Raw genomic sequence first — 16,445 nt, forward strand, 5'->3', positions numbered from 1 at the left:
TATGAGTCTATTTTCCATCAAAGACCTGAGCGTGCAGTTCGACACCCCGGATGGCATCGTCGAAGCCGTCAAGGGCATCAGTTTCGACATCAATCCAGGCGAGTGTCTGGGCATCGTCGGCGAAAGCGGGTCGGGCAAAAGCCAGACCTTCATGGCAGCGATGGGGCTATTGCCTCCAGCTGGCCGCGCAACGGGGTCTGCCATGCTGAACGGTCAGGAAATACTGAACCTGCCAGTGAACAAGCTGAACCGCATCCGCGGCGATGATGTCGGTATGATCTTTCAGGACCCGCTCACCGCCCTGACCCCGCATTTGCGGGTGGGTCAACAGATGCGCGAAGTGTTGCAGGTTCATGAGGGTTTGCAGGGTTCGGCTGCCAAAGCACGATGCCTTGAATGGCTGGACCGCGTCCGCATCCCCGAGGCGAAACGGCGACTGGATCAGTACCCGCACGAGCTGTCGGGCGGGATGCGCCAGCGGGTCATGATCGCGATGTCGATGCTGTGCAACCCGAAATTGCTGATCGCGGATGAACCCACAACGGCGCTGGACGTCACCGTACAGGCCGACATTCTGGACCTGATGGTGCGACTGCAAAAAGACGAAGGCACAGCCATTGCTTTGATCACCCATGACATGGGCGTCGTCGCGCGGATGTGCGACCGCATACAGGTCATGCGCCTTGGTCAATTTGTCGAGGCCGGGGAAACCCGTGAAGTCTTTCGCGCTCCGCAACATGAGTACACCCGCACCCTGCTTGAGGCGATGCCTCGCATCGACGCCGGTGACGCGCCCAAATCCTTGGGCAAGACCGAAGAGCCGCTGCTGCGCGTTGACGACGTCAAGGTTCATTTCCCAATCCATGTTCCGGGCGGATTGTTCGGCCACAAGGTACCGCTCAAGGCCGTGGATGGTGTCAGCTTTGATATTCGCAAGGGCGAAACGCTGGGTGTTGTGGGTGAATCCGGTTGCGGCAAGTCCACGCTGGCGCGGGCGGTTCTGCAACTGATCGAACCCAGTGCGGGCAACGTCAGCTGGCTGGGCCATCCGATCGTCGGGTTGAAACGGTCCGAGTTGAATAAATACCGCAAGGATCTGCAGATTGTATTCCAGGATCCACTCGCCAGCCTTGACCCACGGATGACAATCTCGGCCTCGATCGCGGAACCATTAAAAACCTATCGACCAGACCTGACGGAACGCGAACGTAAGGACCTGGTCGCCGAGATGATGGAACGTGTTGGCCTGCCAACCAATATGATCAACCGTTATCCACATGAACTGTCAGGTGGGCAAAATCAGCGCGTCGGAATCGCTCGGGCAATGATCAACAAACCAAAGTTGATCATTTGCGATGAAGCCGTTTCGGCACTGGACGTGTCCATTCAGGCTCAGATCGTGGAATTGTTGCGAGAATTGCAACAAGAGTTCGGTTTGTCGATGATTTTCATTAGTCATGACCTGTCAGTTGTACGCGCAGTGTCTAACCGAATCATGGTTTTGTACTTGGGTCGCATTGTCGAATTGGGCGATGGTGAAGTAATATGTTCTGAACCAATACACCCCTACACCAAATCCCTGATATCGGCGGTTCCGATTCCTGATCCGGATGTTGAGCGTAACCGTCAAAGGCTTAAAATACCAGGTGAATTACCGTCTCCGATGGATCCCAAGGCCACATTGCGTTTCTTACCCAGCAAGTTGTCCTCGGGTGAAACGGACTATGTCCCGCGGCTTAGCGAAATCGCTCCTGACCATTTCGTTGCCGAACATGATCCGCTTGATGCGATTATGGCTAACTCCTGACTATTCGCGCCCCGAAGCTTGAAGGTTTCAGGGGCGCGAATCCTACTTTTCGTCGCACCAAGTACTCCGTGTACCTTGGCTAGAACCACGTTTGGGTGTGTTTCGTTTTGACTCTGTGTGCAGGTTAATGGCAGATTCCATCGTGCCCGCTGCACTACTGTCGGGTGAGATTGATTGATGCGAATTTAAGTTTTATGTGAGAACCCCAGCGCCTGCAAAGCGCTCGGGCAGACTATGGAAATCATGAGGTAACATGGCACGCAAAGTCACAAAGGCTATTTTCCCCGTCGCGGGTATGGGGACGCGCTTTTTACCGGCGACCAAATCGGTGCCAAAAGAGATCATGACTTTGGTCGATAGACCGCTGGTTCAATATGCAATTGACGAAGCGCGGGCAGCCGGGATCACCGAGTTTATCTTCGTGACGTCACGCGGGAAGTCAGCGCTTGAGGATTACTTTGACCACAACCTTGTGTTGGAGCAGGACTTGAAATCCAAGGGCAAAGACGATTTGCTTGAGATATTGAACGCGACCAATATGGAAAGCGGCGCGATCGCCTATATTCGGCAGCACAAGGCGCTGGGGCTTGGACATGCAGTTTGGTGTGCACGGCGGCTGATCGGAGATGAGCCTTTTGCGGTAATGCTGCCCGATGATGTTATTGGTGCAGACAAACCCTGCTTGCAGCAAATGGTTGAAGCCTATGAGGAAACCGGCGGCAATATGGTTGCTGCGATGGAAGTTCCAAACGAAAAGACAAGCTCTTACGGTATTTTGGATACAGGCCAAAACGTCGGTACGGTTGTCCGAGTCAAAGGTATGGTAGAAAAGCCAAAACCTGAGGAGGCACCATCAAATCTCGCCGTCATTGGTCGTTATATTTTGGGCCCCTCGGTACTGTACAATTTGAACAAGAAGAAGAAAGGCAGCGGAGGCGAAATCCAGCTGACTGACGCGATCGCCGAGGATATCGGAAATGGCGTTCCTGTATTTGGTTACAAATTCGAAGGCCAACGATTTGATTGTGGCTCAAAGGCCGGTTTCCTTCAGGCCACGGTATCGTTTGCGCTGGCCCGCGAGGATCTGCGTCAAGATTTAAGTCAGTATCTGCATGATATCGTTTCGTCGGACCAGGCCGCGCAATAGGTAAGATGCTTCAACCAGTTGGCATTCATTGCAATAGCTCGACCCCAAGAACGCAGAGAGCGAGGGCAGCATGAGGACCGTCTATCCGGTAATTTTATGTGGTGGCTCCGGAACACGGTTATGGCCCCTGTCGCGCAAAAGCTACCCAAAACAATTCGTGCCGCTGATTGGTGAAACCAGCCTTTTGCAGCAATGTGCAAAGCGTCTGAAAGGACCCGTCGAAACGCCTTACGCAAAGCCGTTGCTGTTAACCAATGAAGCATTTCGTTTCGTTGTACCTGAGCAGTTGATGGCCGTTGGAATTGACCCAGGCCCGATCCTTATTGAACCTGAAGGGCGCAACACCGCTCCGGCTGTCCTGGCGGCAGCTCTGCACCTTTCGTCCAGCGATCCCGATGCATTGATGCTGGTGGCGGCGTCCGATCACGTCATTCCGGATGCTCAGGCCTTTCACGAGGCAGTTGCGGAAGGTATCCGTACGATTGATGAGCGCGGAGACCTTGTTACATTCGGAATCACGCCTGACCGGCCAGAGACTGGATATGGTTATCTCAAACTTCGGCAAATTCCCGACGCGTCGGGTGCGTCGATTCCTCTCGATCGATTTGTTGAAAAGCCCGACCTGAAGAGCGCCGAAACGATGGTGTCCGAAGGTAGTTACCTTTGGAATTCCGGCATCTTTCTGTTTGCGGTCCGCGATATCCTTGCGGCCTATGACCAACATGCGCCGGATCTTGTAGCTCCGGTTCAGAACGCTGTTGATCAGGCGCAGTCTGACCTGGGCTTTCTGCGGCTTGAATCCATCGCTTGGAACTCAGTTCAGGACATATCGATCGACTATGCGGTTATGGAAAAGGCCAGCAACCTCAGCGTTGTTCCTTATGCAGCCGGGTGGTCAGATGTAGGCAGTTGGTCGGCGGTGCAGGAGCTCAGCAACCCTGATGCAAATGGGGTCGCTACCGCCGGTGAAGTCACTGCCATTGATTGCCACAATGTGCTGGTGCGCTCAGAATCTCCTGCACAGGAGGTCGTGGCGATGGGGCTGGAAAACGTGATTACAGTCGCGATGCCCGATGCGGTTCTGGTGGCCAGCATGGACCGCGCGCAGGATGTCAAACAGGCCGTCACAGCCTTGAAAGCAAAGGGTGCCAAGCAGGCGGAATCCCTGCCGGTCGATCACCGACCCTGGGGGTGGTTCGAAAGCCTCGTTATCGGAGACCGGTTCCAGGTCAAGCGTATCCATGTCCATCCCGGTGCTTCGCTGAGTCTGCAATCTCACCATCATCGGTCCGAGCACTGGATCGTCGTGGAGGGCACCGCCGAAGTGACGATAAATGACGATGTTCAGCTGGTGTCAGAAAACCAGTCGGTCTATGTGCCTTTGGGTGCGGTTCACCGGATGATGAACCCCGGCAAAGTCCCGATGGTCCTGATCGAAGTACAAACCGGGACCTATCTGGGTGAAGACGACATTATTCGCTATGAAGATGTTTATGCGCGTAATTGACTTAGGTCAGTAGGCGCTAGTAGCCGTTCATCTCTGATTAATCCCGCCATCTGCAATGCAGATGGCTTTTCGACATTTCTCAAATCCTAACAAATCAAAAACCCAACGTTCGGGTTCGTCAGGTGGGTTTCACTAATATTGCGGCAGGGTGGCGCGCGATCATTGTCAAAGCGACATCTCAGGAGGACGCCCGTGCCACAGAACTCACCCCGTTTGAACCTGCCCTTTATTCAACCGTCTCAGGCCCAGAAACACGTGACCCATAACGAGGCGCTGCGTACACTCGATCTTGTGGTCCAACTGAGCGTAGTCTCCATCGACGCGACAATACCGCCCGCTGCGCCCGATCAGGGGGAGACGCACGCGCTTGGCACGGCGCCCACGGGAGCATGGGCTGGTCACGACGGCCAATTGGCGGCGTGGCTGGACAACGGATGGCATTTCATTGCGCCGGATTTGGGCTGGCGGGCCTGGGACCAAAGCTCGGAGCAGTTGAAAATCTGGAACGGATCCGCCTGGATCGACCCACCTGTCGATTTGCAGAATCTGCCAGGAATTGGCGTCGCAACCGGATCCGACAGCACCAACCGGCTGGCGGTGTGTAGCCCTGCGACGTTGCTAACCCATGAAGGTGGTGGTCATCAGTTGAAGGTCAACAAAGCCAGCGACGGCGACACGGCCTCGCTTTTGTTTCAATCCAACTGGACCGGTCACGCCGAGATGGGCCTTTCTGGCAACACGGAGTTCTCGATCAAAGTCTCGCCAGATGGCGGGAGTTGGGTTGAAGCACTATGGTTTGACGCCTCATCTGGTATCGCGGGTGGAGCGGCCATACAGAGCAGCGCCAACGACACCACGCCTGGTCGCCTGATGCGGGCGGATTATGGGTACGGACCGGGTAACGTACTGGGCACAGTATCACAAAACAGTGGTGTACCTTCCGGTGCTGTGATCGAGCATGGCAGTAATACAAATGGAGACTACACGCGATTTGCTGACGGCAGCCAAATTTGTACAACAACTCTTGATGCTGTCGGGTGTACGACCGCAACCGGTGCCTTGTTTACCAGCGGTTCCGCCAACTGGGATTTTCCCATCGCTTTTGCCGCTGGCAGCAAACCAGCCCTTAGCGGGAATGGTGGCGGGCTCGGTCGGTTTATAGGATTTGACACGCCATCGGAAACACAAGCGACATTCCAGGTGCTGGCGGCAATTTCGGATGCCACAAATATTGAACCATCAATGATCGCCATCGGCCGCTGGTTCTGACAGCTCAGACCGTCCAGGCCATTGCGCGGGCGGTCACCTTTCGCGCAGATCGGTTTCTGATTGATCTAGAAACCACGCATAGGTCTGGCGAATTCCATCGCTAAGACTGATGCCAGCACTCCAGCCCATACCTGCGAGGCGCGATACATCCATCAGTTTTTGCATCGTGCCATCCGGTTTGTCTGGATCATACGTGATCCGGCCAGTGAAACCGACGACACCCGCAATGATCGTTGCGAGGTCTGCGATCGATGTATCGCTGCCCGTACCCACATTAATGTGGCTTAACATTGGATCAGTATTTGCCTCATATATTTCGCGCGGCAGGTCCAAAACAAACACCGACGCCTCGGCCATATCATCAACATGCAAGAACTCGCGTCGCGGATTTCCGGTTCCCCATATGACAACTTCATCTAGCCCATCACGCTGTGCCTCGTGAAAACGTCGGATCAGTGCCGGGAGCACGTGACTGTTTTCAGGGTGAAAGTTGTCTCCGGGGCCATAAAGGTTCGTCGGCATGACGGACCGGTAGTCTACGCCGTGCTGCCTGTTATAGCTTTCACAAAGCTTGATCCCGGCAATCTTGGCGATGGCGTAAGGTTCATTTGTCGGCTCCAGCGGCCCGGTCAAAAGCGCGTCTTCGCGCATAGGCTGGTGTGTTGAGCGCGGATAAATGCAGGAACTTCCAAGTTGCAGCAGCTGTTTTATACCTGCCGAAAACGCCTGATGGATCACATTGCATTCGATCATCAGGTTCTCGTAGATGAAATCCGCCGGATATGTGTTGTTCGCATAGATACCGCCAACACGGGCGGCGGCCAAAATCACGATGTCCGGACGTTCTGAGCGCATGAAATTCTGAACCTGAACCTGATCGGTCAGATCCAATTCGCTCCGCGTCCGCGTGATTAGCTCGAGTTTTTCACCTGCCTGTTGGCGCTGCTGCAGCCTTCGCAGAATCGCGCTTCCGACCATGCCGCGATGACCCGCTACATATATTCTGCGCGAGCTGCCCATTTCAGCCGTTTTCCCGTGTGACTGGCGCAGCCATCCCGTGTTCTTTGAGCAGGGCATTGCGCCGTGCGATTTTCAAATCTTCGGCAACCATTTCGGCGCATAGATCTTGCACAGAGATCTCGGGTTCCCAACCTAGTTTTTGCTTGGCCTTGGACGGGTCTCCCAACAGCGTATCAACCTCGGCCGGTCGGAAGTAACGCGGGTTGATCCGCATCACGATATCGCCAGCTTTCAGGGCAGGCGCCTTATCACCCACTACTTCGCGAACAATCGCAAATTCCTCGACACCCTCCCCTGAAAACTCCAGCACCAAACCCAGCTCGCTGGCAGACCATTCGATGAACTGGCGCACGGAATACTGCTTGCCGGTGGCGATTACAAAGTCCTCGGGCGTCTCCTGTTGCAGCATCAGCCACTGCATCTTCACATAGTCCCGCGCGTGCCCCCAATCGCGCAAACTATCGATATTACCCATATGCAAACAGTCATCCAAACCTTGCGCGATGTTTGCAAGGCCACGAGTGATCTTACGAGTCACAAAGGTCTCACCACGCCGGGGGCTTTCGTGATTGAACAAAATACCGTTGCAGGCGTACATCCCGTAAGCCTCTCGATAATTTACTGTTATCCAATAGGAATACAGCTTGGCGACCCCATAGGGTGAGCGCGGGTGAAAAGGCGTTGTCTCGCGTTGCGGTGTTTCCTGCACCAAACCAAAGAGCTCTGAGGTAGAGGCCTGATAAAACCGGGTCTTGCCCTCCAGTCCCAGAAACCGGATCGCTTCGAGCAGGCGTAGCGTACCCAACCCATCCACATCCGCCGTGTATTCAGGCGATTCAAAACTCACCGCGACATGGGATTGCGCACCAAGGTTATAGACCTCGTCGGGCTGCACTTCCTGAATGATCCGGGTCAGGTTCGAGGTGTCGCTTAGATCACCATAATGCAGATGCAGTCTGGGATCCGGTTCATGCGGATCCTGATAGATATGATCAATCCGCTGCGTATTGAAAGACGATGCGCGTCGTTTGATACCGTGAACGTCATAGCCTTTGGCAAGCAACAGCTCAGCCAGGTAAGAGCCATCCTGACCCGTAATACCGGTTATCAGTGCTGATTTGCTCATGATTGCGCCCCGATGGTTCTACTTCGCCTGTTTGTCCTTCCAGAAACAGCAAGACTCGGCCAAATGCAAGCTAACGGGGAATTCGAACGATTAGTTATAATGCTGCCGTCCAGACTCGATAACGCCCCTGCCCTGTCACCTCGCGGATCAATCCTCTGTCGCTGAATTTGTCCAGATTTCGCTGTATCGCCGCACGCGAGGCCCGGGTCAGCTCTTCGGCCAATGGTGCCGACACCATCGGCCAAGCTGTCAGCGCGTCGATCAACACTGGTGGAGTTCGCCCACTCAGATCTGATACAGCCTCACGGGCACGCTCTTCCCAGGCGCTGATCCGGTCCAGATGCAGCAAAGCTGCAAGCGAGGCCTGACCTGCCCCGCCTATCCAGGCGTATAGTTTTTCATCCAATGAGCCTGCACCGCGCAACGCACCCGGTCCCGACAAGGAAAGCGGCATGAACAATGCGCCACCTCGCCCCATCGATGCCGCATGGCGGGCTGCAATAACGGCAGCTTCGGTATCCTGTCCTATGCCCGGAGAGAGCGCGCGCCACGCGTGGAACCCGATTGCAGCCTGGGTCACCGGGTGCAACGCAGCCACATTTCGCATCACTTCGGCCAGATCTATCACGGTCTCTGGCGCGTCCTCGATGCCCTGGGCCTGACGATCCAGAAACGCGGTCAGCCCAGGGTCCCATCCGCCCTCTGATGGCCCAGCACCCGAGGATAGTCGCCGCACCGCCCAGCCTGCCCGGTACAACGCCTGAACGTCATCACCCGTCGCACCGATCCGCAATCCGATCCATAGCGCAAGACGATCGACGCTGATCCGGTCTCCGGTCCACCAGCCCAAATCCGACACTTCCATTAAGGCTAGACGGTGACCCCATCCTTTCGGCCCTGCGCGCAAACGTTCATCCAGCGCTCCGAAAGTCACGGCCAGATCAGCAAGTTCAGCGGACAGTTCAGATTGAGCCGCGCGCCAATCCCTTGGATCAAAAAGGAGGCTTTGATCAGGCCTTGGGACAGACGGAAGAAATTCTTCAGGATCTTCTTCATCCGGTGGAGGGAGAAACCATAGATCCTCTTCATCCGGTGGATCGGTGTCATAGATGCTGCGCGGCCCTGCGTCCAGGGCCTCATCATCGTCTGGGTCCGGTTCTTGAGGGATCGGCTTCATATCTGGCATTCTTCGAGCATTTGCCGAAGTTCACAAGGGGTTTCCCGAAATCCCGATAATCAACCCGCAAAGGCCGCGGTCAGAGCATGCAGCTCTCCACTCAGATCTGTCTCGCGATCGCCACCCAACAGCATATAACCATACCCATCTTTTGCCCATGTCGCGGTTGATAGGCCGCTCAGCACTGCAAGATTGACTGCCTTCGATGGGGCATTTGGACCTTGCCGGATCACGCAGAACGCAAATGGATTTCCCTGCGCGTCAGCAAAGACAACCTGAACCAATGGCTTGCCTTTGAATGATAAAACCTGTGTGCGTTTCAGGTCGAGGCCGGGAAGATTTTCCAGCACCTCCCGATTTAAGGGTCGGCCGAGCTGAGCCTCAGCCTGAGCAAACTGCGCGTCCAGTTTTTGCGGAGAGTTATCCAGATCAGCAATCGTTTCGGCTGAATAGAGTGATTGATAAATTGCAGCTTGCTCTGCCCAGCCCAAAGCCTTCGGACGCGTCACCCAGAAGGTTGCGGATACTGCGATAACGGCAACCGAAGCCGCAACCGCCAGCAATCGAAGAGGTCCCGATTTGTATTGCTGCGGAGTGGGCGCAGGCAGATCAATTTCAGGAACCTCAGCCGGGACGTCATCAAAAACCTGCTGCACAACAGGGGCAAACGGATCCAACGCCATCAAGCGGGCTTCAAGACCCGTATCCTCTGCCACGGCCGCTTCGATGGCGTGGACTTCGGCCTCATCAAGGCTGCCCTCCAGATAGGCCAGAAGTGTTTCGTCGGAAAACTTCATTTGCCACTCCGTTGCACCGCGTCGTCCGCTTCGTGCTGCATTACGGTTTTCAGTTTCTGCCGGGCGTTGGACAACCGGCTCATGATTGTGCCGATGGGAACATCCAGCATGGCCGCAGCTTCGCGGTAACTGTACCCTTCTACAAATACAAGCATCACCGTTTCGCGCTGCGCCTCTGGCAGTTGCATCACTTGAGTAAACACCTGAGCGGCGAAAATATTCGTTTCTGAGTCGGGCCCGTGTGCAACCAATTCCGCCTCAGGTGTAACCGACAATGCCTGCGCCTTGCGTACAGACCGTGCCCGTATCTCGTTCAACCAGATCGAGCGGCAGATCGTCATCAGCCAACTGTCCAACCGTTCATACGAGGTGACCTGATGGTGCTTTTCCAACGCACGCAATGCCGTTGCCTGCAGCAAATCGTCCGCTACATCCGATGCACCCGACAGCGCCAATCCAAACCGCCAGACCCGTTTCGAATGGGTCTGGATCGCGCCGCGCACGGCTTGTTCGGTGCTCATCTCAACACTCATCGAATAAATCGCGACCTGTGTGTGTTTGCTTTGTCATGGGACCGGGCCCGCTTGGTCTGAACTGTCATAGACTCTGGAGGAATGAAATGAAACTTCTGTTCAAAACAATCACGATTGCGTCGGCTTTTGTTGCAGGTCCCGCGCTGGCCGCTGATTGGACACTGAATCCCAGCGCCTCTCATCTGGCCTATGGCACGGTTAAGATCGACGATGTGGGCGAGGTCAATTCCTTCACCAATATATCAGGCCATGTCAGCGAGGATGGCAAAGTTGAGATTGATATCGACCTGTCCTCGGTCGAAACGAATATCGATATCCGCAACGAGCGGATGATCGAACATGTGTTCCGCAAGGTAGCAACAGCCACGCTGACCGCAGAGATTGATTTGGATGAGGTGTCCAAGTTGGATGTGGGGTCCAGCAACACGGTTGAAGTGGATGCCAAACTGGCTCTGGCCGGGACCGAGGTTGAGTTCTACACCGATATGTTCATTTTGCGCGTGGCCGAAGACACTGTCATGGTGTCAACCAACGATATGGTCTTCATCAGCACCGAGGATGCGGGCGTCTCAGCAGGTGTCGACAAGCTAATGGAGCTGGCGCAACTTCCCAGTATCACTCGTACTGTACCAGTGACTGCAAGACTGATGTTCAATCTCGATACCTGAAGATCAACCAAAGTACGGGGTCAATTTTGACCCCGACTTATGCCCCCCAAGTATCACTCAAGCGGTAGCCACCGGGCCAAGGGTCTTCCGGGTCCAGCATGTGCTGGTGTGTGCCCGTAATCCAACCCCGCCCCGAGATTTCCGGTGTGATCGCCATGCGCCCATTCAGATCGAGCTGATCCACGATGCGGCAGCGAAACTCACTGTCGATAACCGAACGCGCATGATAGCGGTCATTCATCGACATTTGACCTTTGGCCAGCAAAACAGCCATTCGGGCCGATGCACCGGTGCCGCAGGGTGAACGATCCAGCTTGCCGGGCTTGATGGCGACGGTATTGCGACCGGTGAGGATATCGCCCTGTCGATTCAGCGGGCCTGCGATTTGGCAGAATGAAATGTGATACCAGTCTTTGGTGGGGTGATTGAAGCCAAGCTGCTCATTGGCCGCATCGGTGATACGCGCGCCGGTTCTGGCAAGATCAGCGCCTTCATCAGGCGTCAGGTCAAAACCCAGATCAGCTGCATCGACAATTACAAAACTGTCGCCACCAAACGCGGTATCTACGCGCAGCGTCCCGATGCCCTCAACCTCGATCCGGGCATCCAGCTTGTCGACGAAACTTGGCACGTTCTGCACATAGATGTGTTCGGCCTTGCCATTGCGGCATTCGGCGCGGACGCGGACCAGCCCTCCGGGAGCTTCTAACGTCAAACGAGTTTCTGGTTCATGCATTGGAAGGATGCCGCTATCCAGCAAAACCGTAGAAACGCAGATGGAATTCGAACCGGACATCGGCGGCGTGTCTTCCGGCTCCATGATGATAAAGGCCGCATCGGCCTCAGGGTTTTTTGGTGGCACCAGCAGATTCACATGGCGAAAGACACCGCCGCGAGGTTCGTTCAGCATGAAATCCCGCAGGGTCTGGTCTTCGGCGACAAAGGCCCTCTGGTCCCACACGGTTTCGCCCGGAGGCGGGGCGACCCCTCCGACGATGACATCGCCCACCTCGCCTTCGGCATGGGCTGAGATCACATGGATGGTTTTGGAACTGCGCATATGGCCTCCTGAAAGCCGCTGGTTAATGCGCAGTCATGCAAAACAACTTCGGTCTGGCAAGCCCTATCGCAGCCGCTGACCCGTCTCGGGATCGAACAGCATCGCGCGTTCGGGCCGGATCGAAAGCCCGATACGGTCACCGGTCGTACTGCGCTGGTCGTCCCGCTCTTCCACAATCAGCTTATCGCCATTGGGCGTAAGCAGATAGGAATAGGATACACCACCCAGCGCTTCGGTCAGATCAACCGTGCAGGTGTCACCGTTTCGATCCACCTGAATATGTTCGGGGCGAATGCCCAGCGTCACTTTCGCTGCCCCATTGGGAACGCTTTCGGTGACCGGGATCGCATCAGTCAGCGCAGGGTGCCGCACCATGCCATCCACGACATCGCACTCTAAGAAGTTCATGGCCGGAGAGCCAATGAAGCCCGCCACGAATCTGTTATCGGGGTCACGATACAGGTCCATTGGGGCACCTACCTGCTCGATCCGACCGTCGCGCAATACCACAATCTTGTCGGCCATGGTCATCGCCTCGACCTGATCATGCGTAACATAGATCATCGTTGCGCCGATTTCCTGATGAAGTCGCGCAATCTCGACCCGCATCTCCACGCGTAGCTCTGCGTCAAGGTTCGAAAGCGGCTCGTCGAACAGGAACACCTCGGGGCCGCGCACAATGGCGCGCCCAATCGCAACCCGCTGACGCTGACCGCCGGACAACGCTTTGGGTTTGCGTTTCAGATATTGGTCGAGTTTCAGGATATTCGACGCTTCCTGAACCTTCTGGTCAATCTCAGCCTTGGCGACACCGTTCATCCGCAGGCCAAAGCCCATATTCTCGGCCACCGTCATATGGGGATAGAGCGCATAGGTCTGGAAAACCATCGCCACCCCCCGCTTGGCCGGGTCGACATGCGTGACTTCACGTGCGCCGATATGGATCTCACCATCCGAGGTTTCCTCAAGCCCCGCGATCATCCGCAACAACGTAGACTTGCCGCAGCCCGAAGGGCCCACGAACACGCAAAACTCGCCATCTTCAATCTGCAGATCGATCCCGTGAATGACCTGAGTCTGGCCATACCGTTTGATCGCGCCTTTCAGGGTTACACCTGTCATGTTGCTTGCATCCTATTCTGTTGGCCCTCGGGGAACCGCCACGCCTGTGCTTCTGTGCCAATCTGTTCAGCGACGCGCCGGACGCGAGGCACCCAAGATTGTAATTGTTCGAAATCCATCCTTCCGGTCGATCCCGTCACCGATAGAGCCCCTAACATGCGGCCCCCGGAGGTCAGGATCGGGCAGGCAATACAGATGATGCCGGGCTCATGCTCTTCATCATCAACCGCGTAACCCCGGTTGCGGATCAGCTCGAGATCGGCTCGCAATGCCTTCTCCGAGGCCAGTGTCTTGTCGGTGAACCGGTGAAAGCTTTGTTGCGAGATCGTCTTCTCCAACTGAGCCTCGTCCAGATAAGCCATCATCGCCTTACCGACGCCGGTACAATAAGCCGGGCCGACCTTGCCAGCCTCGGAATACATCTCGATCGGTCGCTGAGCATTGCGTTTATCCACATAAAGCACCTGCCCGGAATCAAGCTGCGCCAGGTGCACCGTTTCCCCTGTCTCGGCGCTGAGGGCGTCCAAGAAAGGCCGCGCAATGGGCGCAAGCGAGCTTTGGGTCCATGCCGAATGAGCCAACCGCACCAACCGCATCCCTGGAGAATATGTTTGCCGTTCCGGTTCGTAATGCAGCATGCCCTGATTGGTCAGCGATTGCAGAAAGCGATACAGCGTCGCCTTGGGGAATTTGCTGCTTTCCAGCAATTCCCCAAACCGCACAGGGCGCCCGAAGGCCGCGACCTGTTCCAACACATCACATGCTTTTCCTATTGTTCCGTCACCTGCCACGGGTGCCTGTTCTCCTCCGCTTTCCCCCGGTCTTGGGTACGAGGGTCTTGACAAGACTAGCCGAGTCGATGTGTAGTTTTCAATATATAAAACAAGGTTTCAATATTTGGAACCAATATGGAAGCTTAAGGGAGGAAACTATGCATTCCATGTTCAAGCGCACAGCAGCTGCTTTGGCTGCCAGTGTGGCACTTGCTGCGCCTGTTGCAGCTGAGCTGACCGGTGAGCTGCGAATCTTCCTCGATACATCCAACCCGGCGCCGCGCGCGACGATGGAAGCGATGATCGAGCGATTCGCGGCTGAACATCCCGGTCTGGAAATCGAGACCACCGTGATCGACCGTGAGGCATACAAGACCCAGATCCGCAACTTCCTGACGGCAGACACGCCTGACGTTGCCACGTGGTACGCTGCCAACCGGATGAAGCCATATGTCGAGGCGGGCCTGTTCGAGGACGTCTCAGATCTGTGGGCCGAGCCTGAAATCGCCGACAATCTGGCATCCACCAAAGGCGCGATGACCATTGATGGAAAGCAATGGGGTGTCCCGTACACATACTATCAGTGGGGGGTTTACTATCGCAAAGACATCTTTGATGAACTTGGCTTGACCGAGCCAACCACTTGGGAAGAAGAGCTGGCCAATTGCCAGAAGATAGTTGATTCAGGCCGCGCCTGCTACACCATCGGCACCAAGTTCTTGTGGACCGCTGGTGGCTGGTTTGACTACTTGAATATGCGCACCAATGGGTTCGATTTCCACAACCAGCTCGCAAATGGTGAAATCAGCTGGGAAGACGACCGGGTCAAGCAGACCTTCGCCAACTGGAAACAGCTGATCGACATGGGCGCGTTCATCGACAATCACCAGACTTATAGCTGGCAGGAAGCCCTGCCCTTCATGGTCAACGGCGAGGCGGCGGCCTATCTGATGGGCAACTTCGCCGTGGCGCCCCTACGTGAGGCGGGTCTGACGGACGATCAGCTGGATTTCTACCAGTTCGTTGCCATCAACCCCGATGTCGAACTGGCCGAAGATGCGCCGACGGACACGTTCCACATTCCGGCCAATGCCTCAAACAAGGAAGCCGCGCGTGAGTTCCTGCGTTTTGCGGTTTCCGCGGACGAGCAGACCGAAATCAACAACGGTGCAAACCTCGGCCAATTGCCTGTGAATGCGCAATCTGCGGTAGATGACGATAAGTTCCTGCAGCAAGGTTTCACGATGCTGTCGTCCAACAGCCCTGGCGGTGTTGCCCAGTTCTGGGACCGTGACGCACCAGCAGAAATGGCCAAGGTCTCGATGGAGGGCTTCCAGGAATTCATGGTCAAGCCTGACAATGCGGATAAGATTCTGGCCAAGCTGGAACGCGCGCGTGAGCGCATCTACGACAACTAAGTGTAATTAGGGCCGAACTCAGTTCGGCCTTAAACCATTCAAAATCGTAGGGCGGGCTTCAGCCCGCCTTCACCCCCTAACCAGAGATGTTCCATGACCGCTGTAGTTGACACCCCAGAACAGGAAAGCTGGTTCCACAGAAACCAGCAGCGCATCGCGCCTTGGCTGTTTCTGGCTCCGGGCCTGCTGTTCTTCTTGGTCTATGTGATCATCCCGGTGTTTCAGTCCTTCAACCTGTCTCTTTACGAGTGGGATGGGCTGGGAGCCGCCGAATATGTAGGCATGCGCAATTATGAGGATCTGTATTGGGAATGGGTCGACCGTGACGCATTCTACATTTCGCTCAAGAACAACCTGATCTGGTTGGTCCTGTATCTTGCTGCAATTCCCGCAGGCCTGTTCATCGCACTGTTCCTGAATCAGACGGTCTGGGGCATACGGCTCTATAAGTCTTTGTTCTTCTTTCCGTTCGTCATCTCTCAGGTTGTTGTTGGCCTTGTTTTCACATGGTTCTACGACCCGACATTCGGATTGTTGAACGAATTCCTAGGTTTATTCGGTATGGGCCCGCTGAATGTGTTGGGCGACGAACGGTTCGTTACCTATGGCATCATCTTCGCAGGGCTCTGGCCGCAAACCGCCTATTGCATGATCCTCTACCTCACCGGCCTGAACGCCGTTGACCCCGAGCAAATCGAGGCCGGACGGCTTGACGGTGCAAAAGGTGGGCGGATGCTGTGGCACATCATCCTGCCGCAACTGCGACCTGCGACGTTCATCGCTTTTGTCGTAACCATCATCGGTGCGTTGCGCAGCTTTGACTTGATCTCAATCATGACACAGGGGGGGCCTTTTGGGTCGTCCCGTGTGCTGGCCTATTACATGTTCGAAGTCGCCCTGTCCGAATACGGTTTCCGCATGGGATACGGAGCCGCCATCGCGGTGATCCTGTTCCTCATCATGCTCTGCTTCATCGCCTATTTCCTGTGGTCGATGTATCGCGAAGAAAAGGGGCACTGAG

15 protein-coding genes are annotated in these 16,445 nt (G+C 55.6%); 7 read left to right on the forward strand and 8 right to left on the reverse strand.

What is annotated here, in order from left to right; all coding sequences use genetic code 11:
• The first annotated feature begins 1 nt into the window (after position 1).
• The 4 genes from ACR0JR_RS05875 (at position 2) to ACR0JR_RS05890 (ending at position 5,730) form a co-directional block, all read left to right on the forward strand.
• On the forward strand, positions 2-1,807 hold the full coding sequence (locus ACR0JR_RS05875) for an ABC transporter ATP-binding protein (protein ID WP_480455394.1): 1,806 nt from the start codon (positions 2-4) through the stop codon (positions 1,805-1,807).
• A 253-nt stretch (positions 1,808-2,060) separates the two neighbouring features.
• Positions 2,061-2,954 carry a UTP--glucose-1-phosphate uridylyltransferase GalU gene (gene galU / locus ACR0JR_RS05880; protein ID WP_480455395.1) on the forward strand — a complete coding sequence of 298 codons (894 nt, stop codon included), beginning with the start codon at positions 2,061-2,063 and terminating at the stop codon, positions 2,952-2,954.
• Between the two features lie 70 nt (positions 2,955-3,024).
• The gene (locus ACR0JR_RS05885) at positions 3,025-4,461 is read left to right on the forward strand and encodes a mannose-1-phosphate guanylyltransferase/mannose-6-phosphate isomerase (RefSeq protein WP_480455396.1); all 1,437 of its coding nucleotides are present in this window, start codon (positions 3,025-3,027) and stop codon (positions 4,459-4,461) included.
• Positions 4,462-4,653: 192 nt separating this feature from the next.
• Positions 4,654-5,730 carry a DUF2793 domain-containing protein gene (locus tag ACR0JR_RS05890; protein ID WP_480455397.1) on the forward strand — a complete coding sequence of 359 codons (1,077 nt, stop codon included), beginning with the start codon at positions 4,654-4,656 and terminating at the stop codon, positions 5,728-5,730.
• 33 nt (positions 5,731-5,763) lie between these two features.
• Here the strand turns inward: ACR0JR_RS05890 and fcl are convergent, their stop codons facing one another.
• From fcl to ACR0JR_RS05915, 5 genes are all read right to left on the reverse strand, one after another.
• Complete coding sequence (gene fcl / locus ACR0JR_RS05895) at positions 5,764-6,750, reverse strand: GDP-L-fucose synthase (RefSeq protein ID WP_480455398.1); 987 nt, start codon at positions 6,748-6,750, stop codon at positions 5,764-5,766.
• A 1-nt stretch (position 6,751) separates the two neighbouring features.
• The gene (gene gmd, locus ACR0JR_RS05900) at positions 6,752-7,876 is read right to left on the reverse strand and encodes a GDP-mannose 4,6-dehydratase (RefSeq protein ID WP_480455399.1); all 1,125 of its coding nucleotides are present in this window, start codon (positions 7,874-7,876) and stop codon (positions 6,752-6,754) included.
• Positions 7,877-7,970: 94 nt separating this feature from the next.
• A complete protein-coding gene (locus tag ACR0JR_RS05905; protein ID WP_480455494.1) occupies positions 7,971-9,053 on the reverse strand; it encodes a helix-turn-helix domain-containing protein in 1,083 nt (360 codons plus the stop codon).
• Between the two features lie 59 nt (positions 9,054-9,112).
• On the reverse strand, positions 9,113-9,850 hold the full coding sequence (locus ACR0JR_RS05910) for a hypothetical protein (RefSeq protein WP_010441511.1): 738 nt from the start codon (positions 9,848-9,850) through the stop codon (positions 9,113-9,115).
• Positions 9,847-10,371: an RNA polymerase sigma factor gene (locus tag ACR0JR_RS05915; RefSeq protein WP_260026907.1), complete on the reverse strand. Its 525-nt coding sequence runs from the start codon at positions 10,369-10,371 to the stop codon at positions 9,847-9,849. Before ACR0JR_RS05915 ends, ACR0JR_RS05910 begins: the two co-directional genes overlap by 4 nt.
• A gap of 98 nt (positions 10,372-10,469) precedes the next feature.
• Here ACR0JR_RS05915 and ACR0JR_RS05920 point away from each other — a divergent pair, with 98 nt between their 5' ends.
• Complete coding sequence (locus ACR0JR_RS05920) at positions 10,470-11,051, forward strand: YceI family protein (protein ID WP_170780449.1); 582 nt, start codon at positions 10,470-10,472, stop codon at positions 11,049-11,051.
• Between the two features lie 37 nt (positions 11,052-11,088).
• Here the strand turns inward: ACR0JR_RS05920 and ACR0JR_RS05925 are convergent, their stop codons facing one another.
• The 3 genes from ACR0JR_RS05925 to ACR0JR_RS05935 all read right to left on the reverse strand — a co-directional run bounded on the left by ACR0JR_RS05925 (position 11,089) and on the right by ACR0JR_RS05935 (position 14,024).
• Positions 11,089-12,111: a trans-3-hydroxy-L-proline dehydratase gene (locus ACR0JR_RS05925; RefSeq protein ID WP_480455400.1), complete on the reverse strand. Its 1,023-nt coding sequence runs from the start codon at positions 12,109-12,111 to the stop codon at positions 11,089-11,091.
• Positions 12,112-12,174: 63 nt separating this feature from the next.
• Entirely contained in the window at positions 12,175-13,233 is a 1,059-nt protein-coding gene (locus ACR0JR_RS05930; protein WP_170780451.1) for a sn-glycerol-3-phosphate ABC transporter ATP-binding protein UgpC, read from the reverse strand.
• Positions 13,230-14,024 carry an IclR family transcriptional regulator gene (locus ACR0JR_RS05935; protein WP_480455401.1) on the reverse strand — a complete coding sequence of 265 codons (795 nt, stop codon included), beginning with the start codon at positions 14,022-14,024 and terminating at the stop codon, positions 13,230-13,232. The genes ACR0JR_RS05930 and ACR0JR_RS05935 overlap by 4 nt, the downstream gene beginning before the upstream one ends.
• 140 nt (positions 14,025-14,164) lie before the next feature.
• Here ACR0JR_RS05935 and ACR0JR_RS05940 point away from each other — a divergent pair, with 140 nt between their 5' ends.
• Together ACR0JR_RS05940 and ACR0JR_RS05945 are read left to right on the forward strand one after the other, a co-directional pair.
• The gene (locus tag ACR0JR_RS05940) at positions 14,165-15,424 is read left to right on the forward strand and encodes an ABC transporter substrate-binding protein (RefSeq protein WP_170475143.1); all 1,260 of its coding nucleotides are present in this window, start codon (positions 14,165-14,167) and stop codon (positions 15,422-15,424) included.
• Between the two features lie 93 nt (positions 15,425-15,517).
• Positions 15,518-16,444 carry a carbohydrate ABC transporter permease gene (locus ACR0JR_RS05945; RefSeq protein ID WP_170475146.1) on the forward strand — a complete coding sequence of 309 codons (927 nt, stop codon included), beginning with the start codon at positions 15,518-15,520 and terminating at the stop codon, positions 16,442-16,444.
• The last annotated feature ends 1 nt before the right edge of the window (position 16,445 follow it).

This window comes from Ruegeria sp. AA3, from assembly GCF_056542905.1.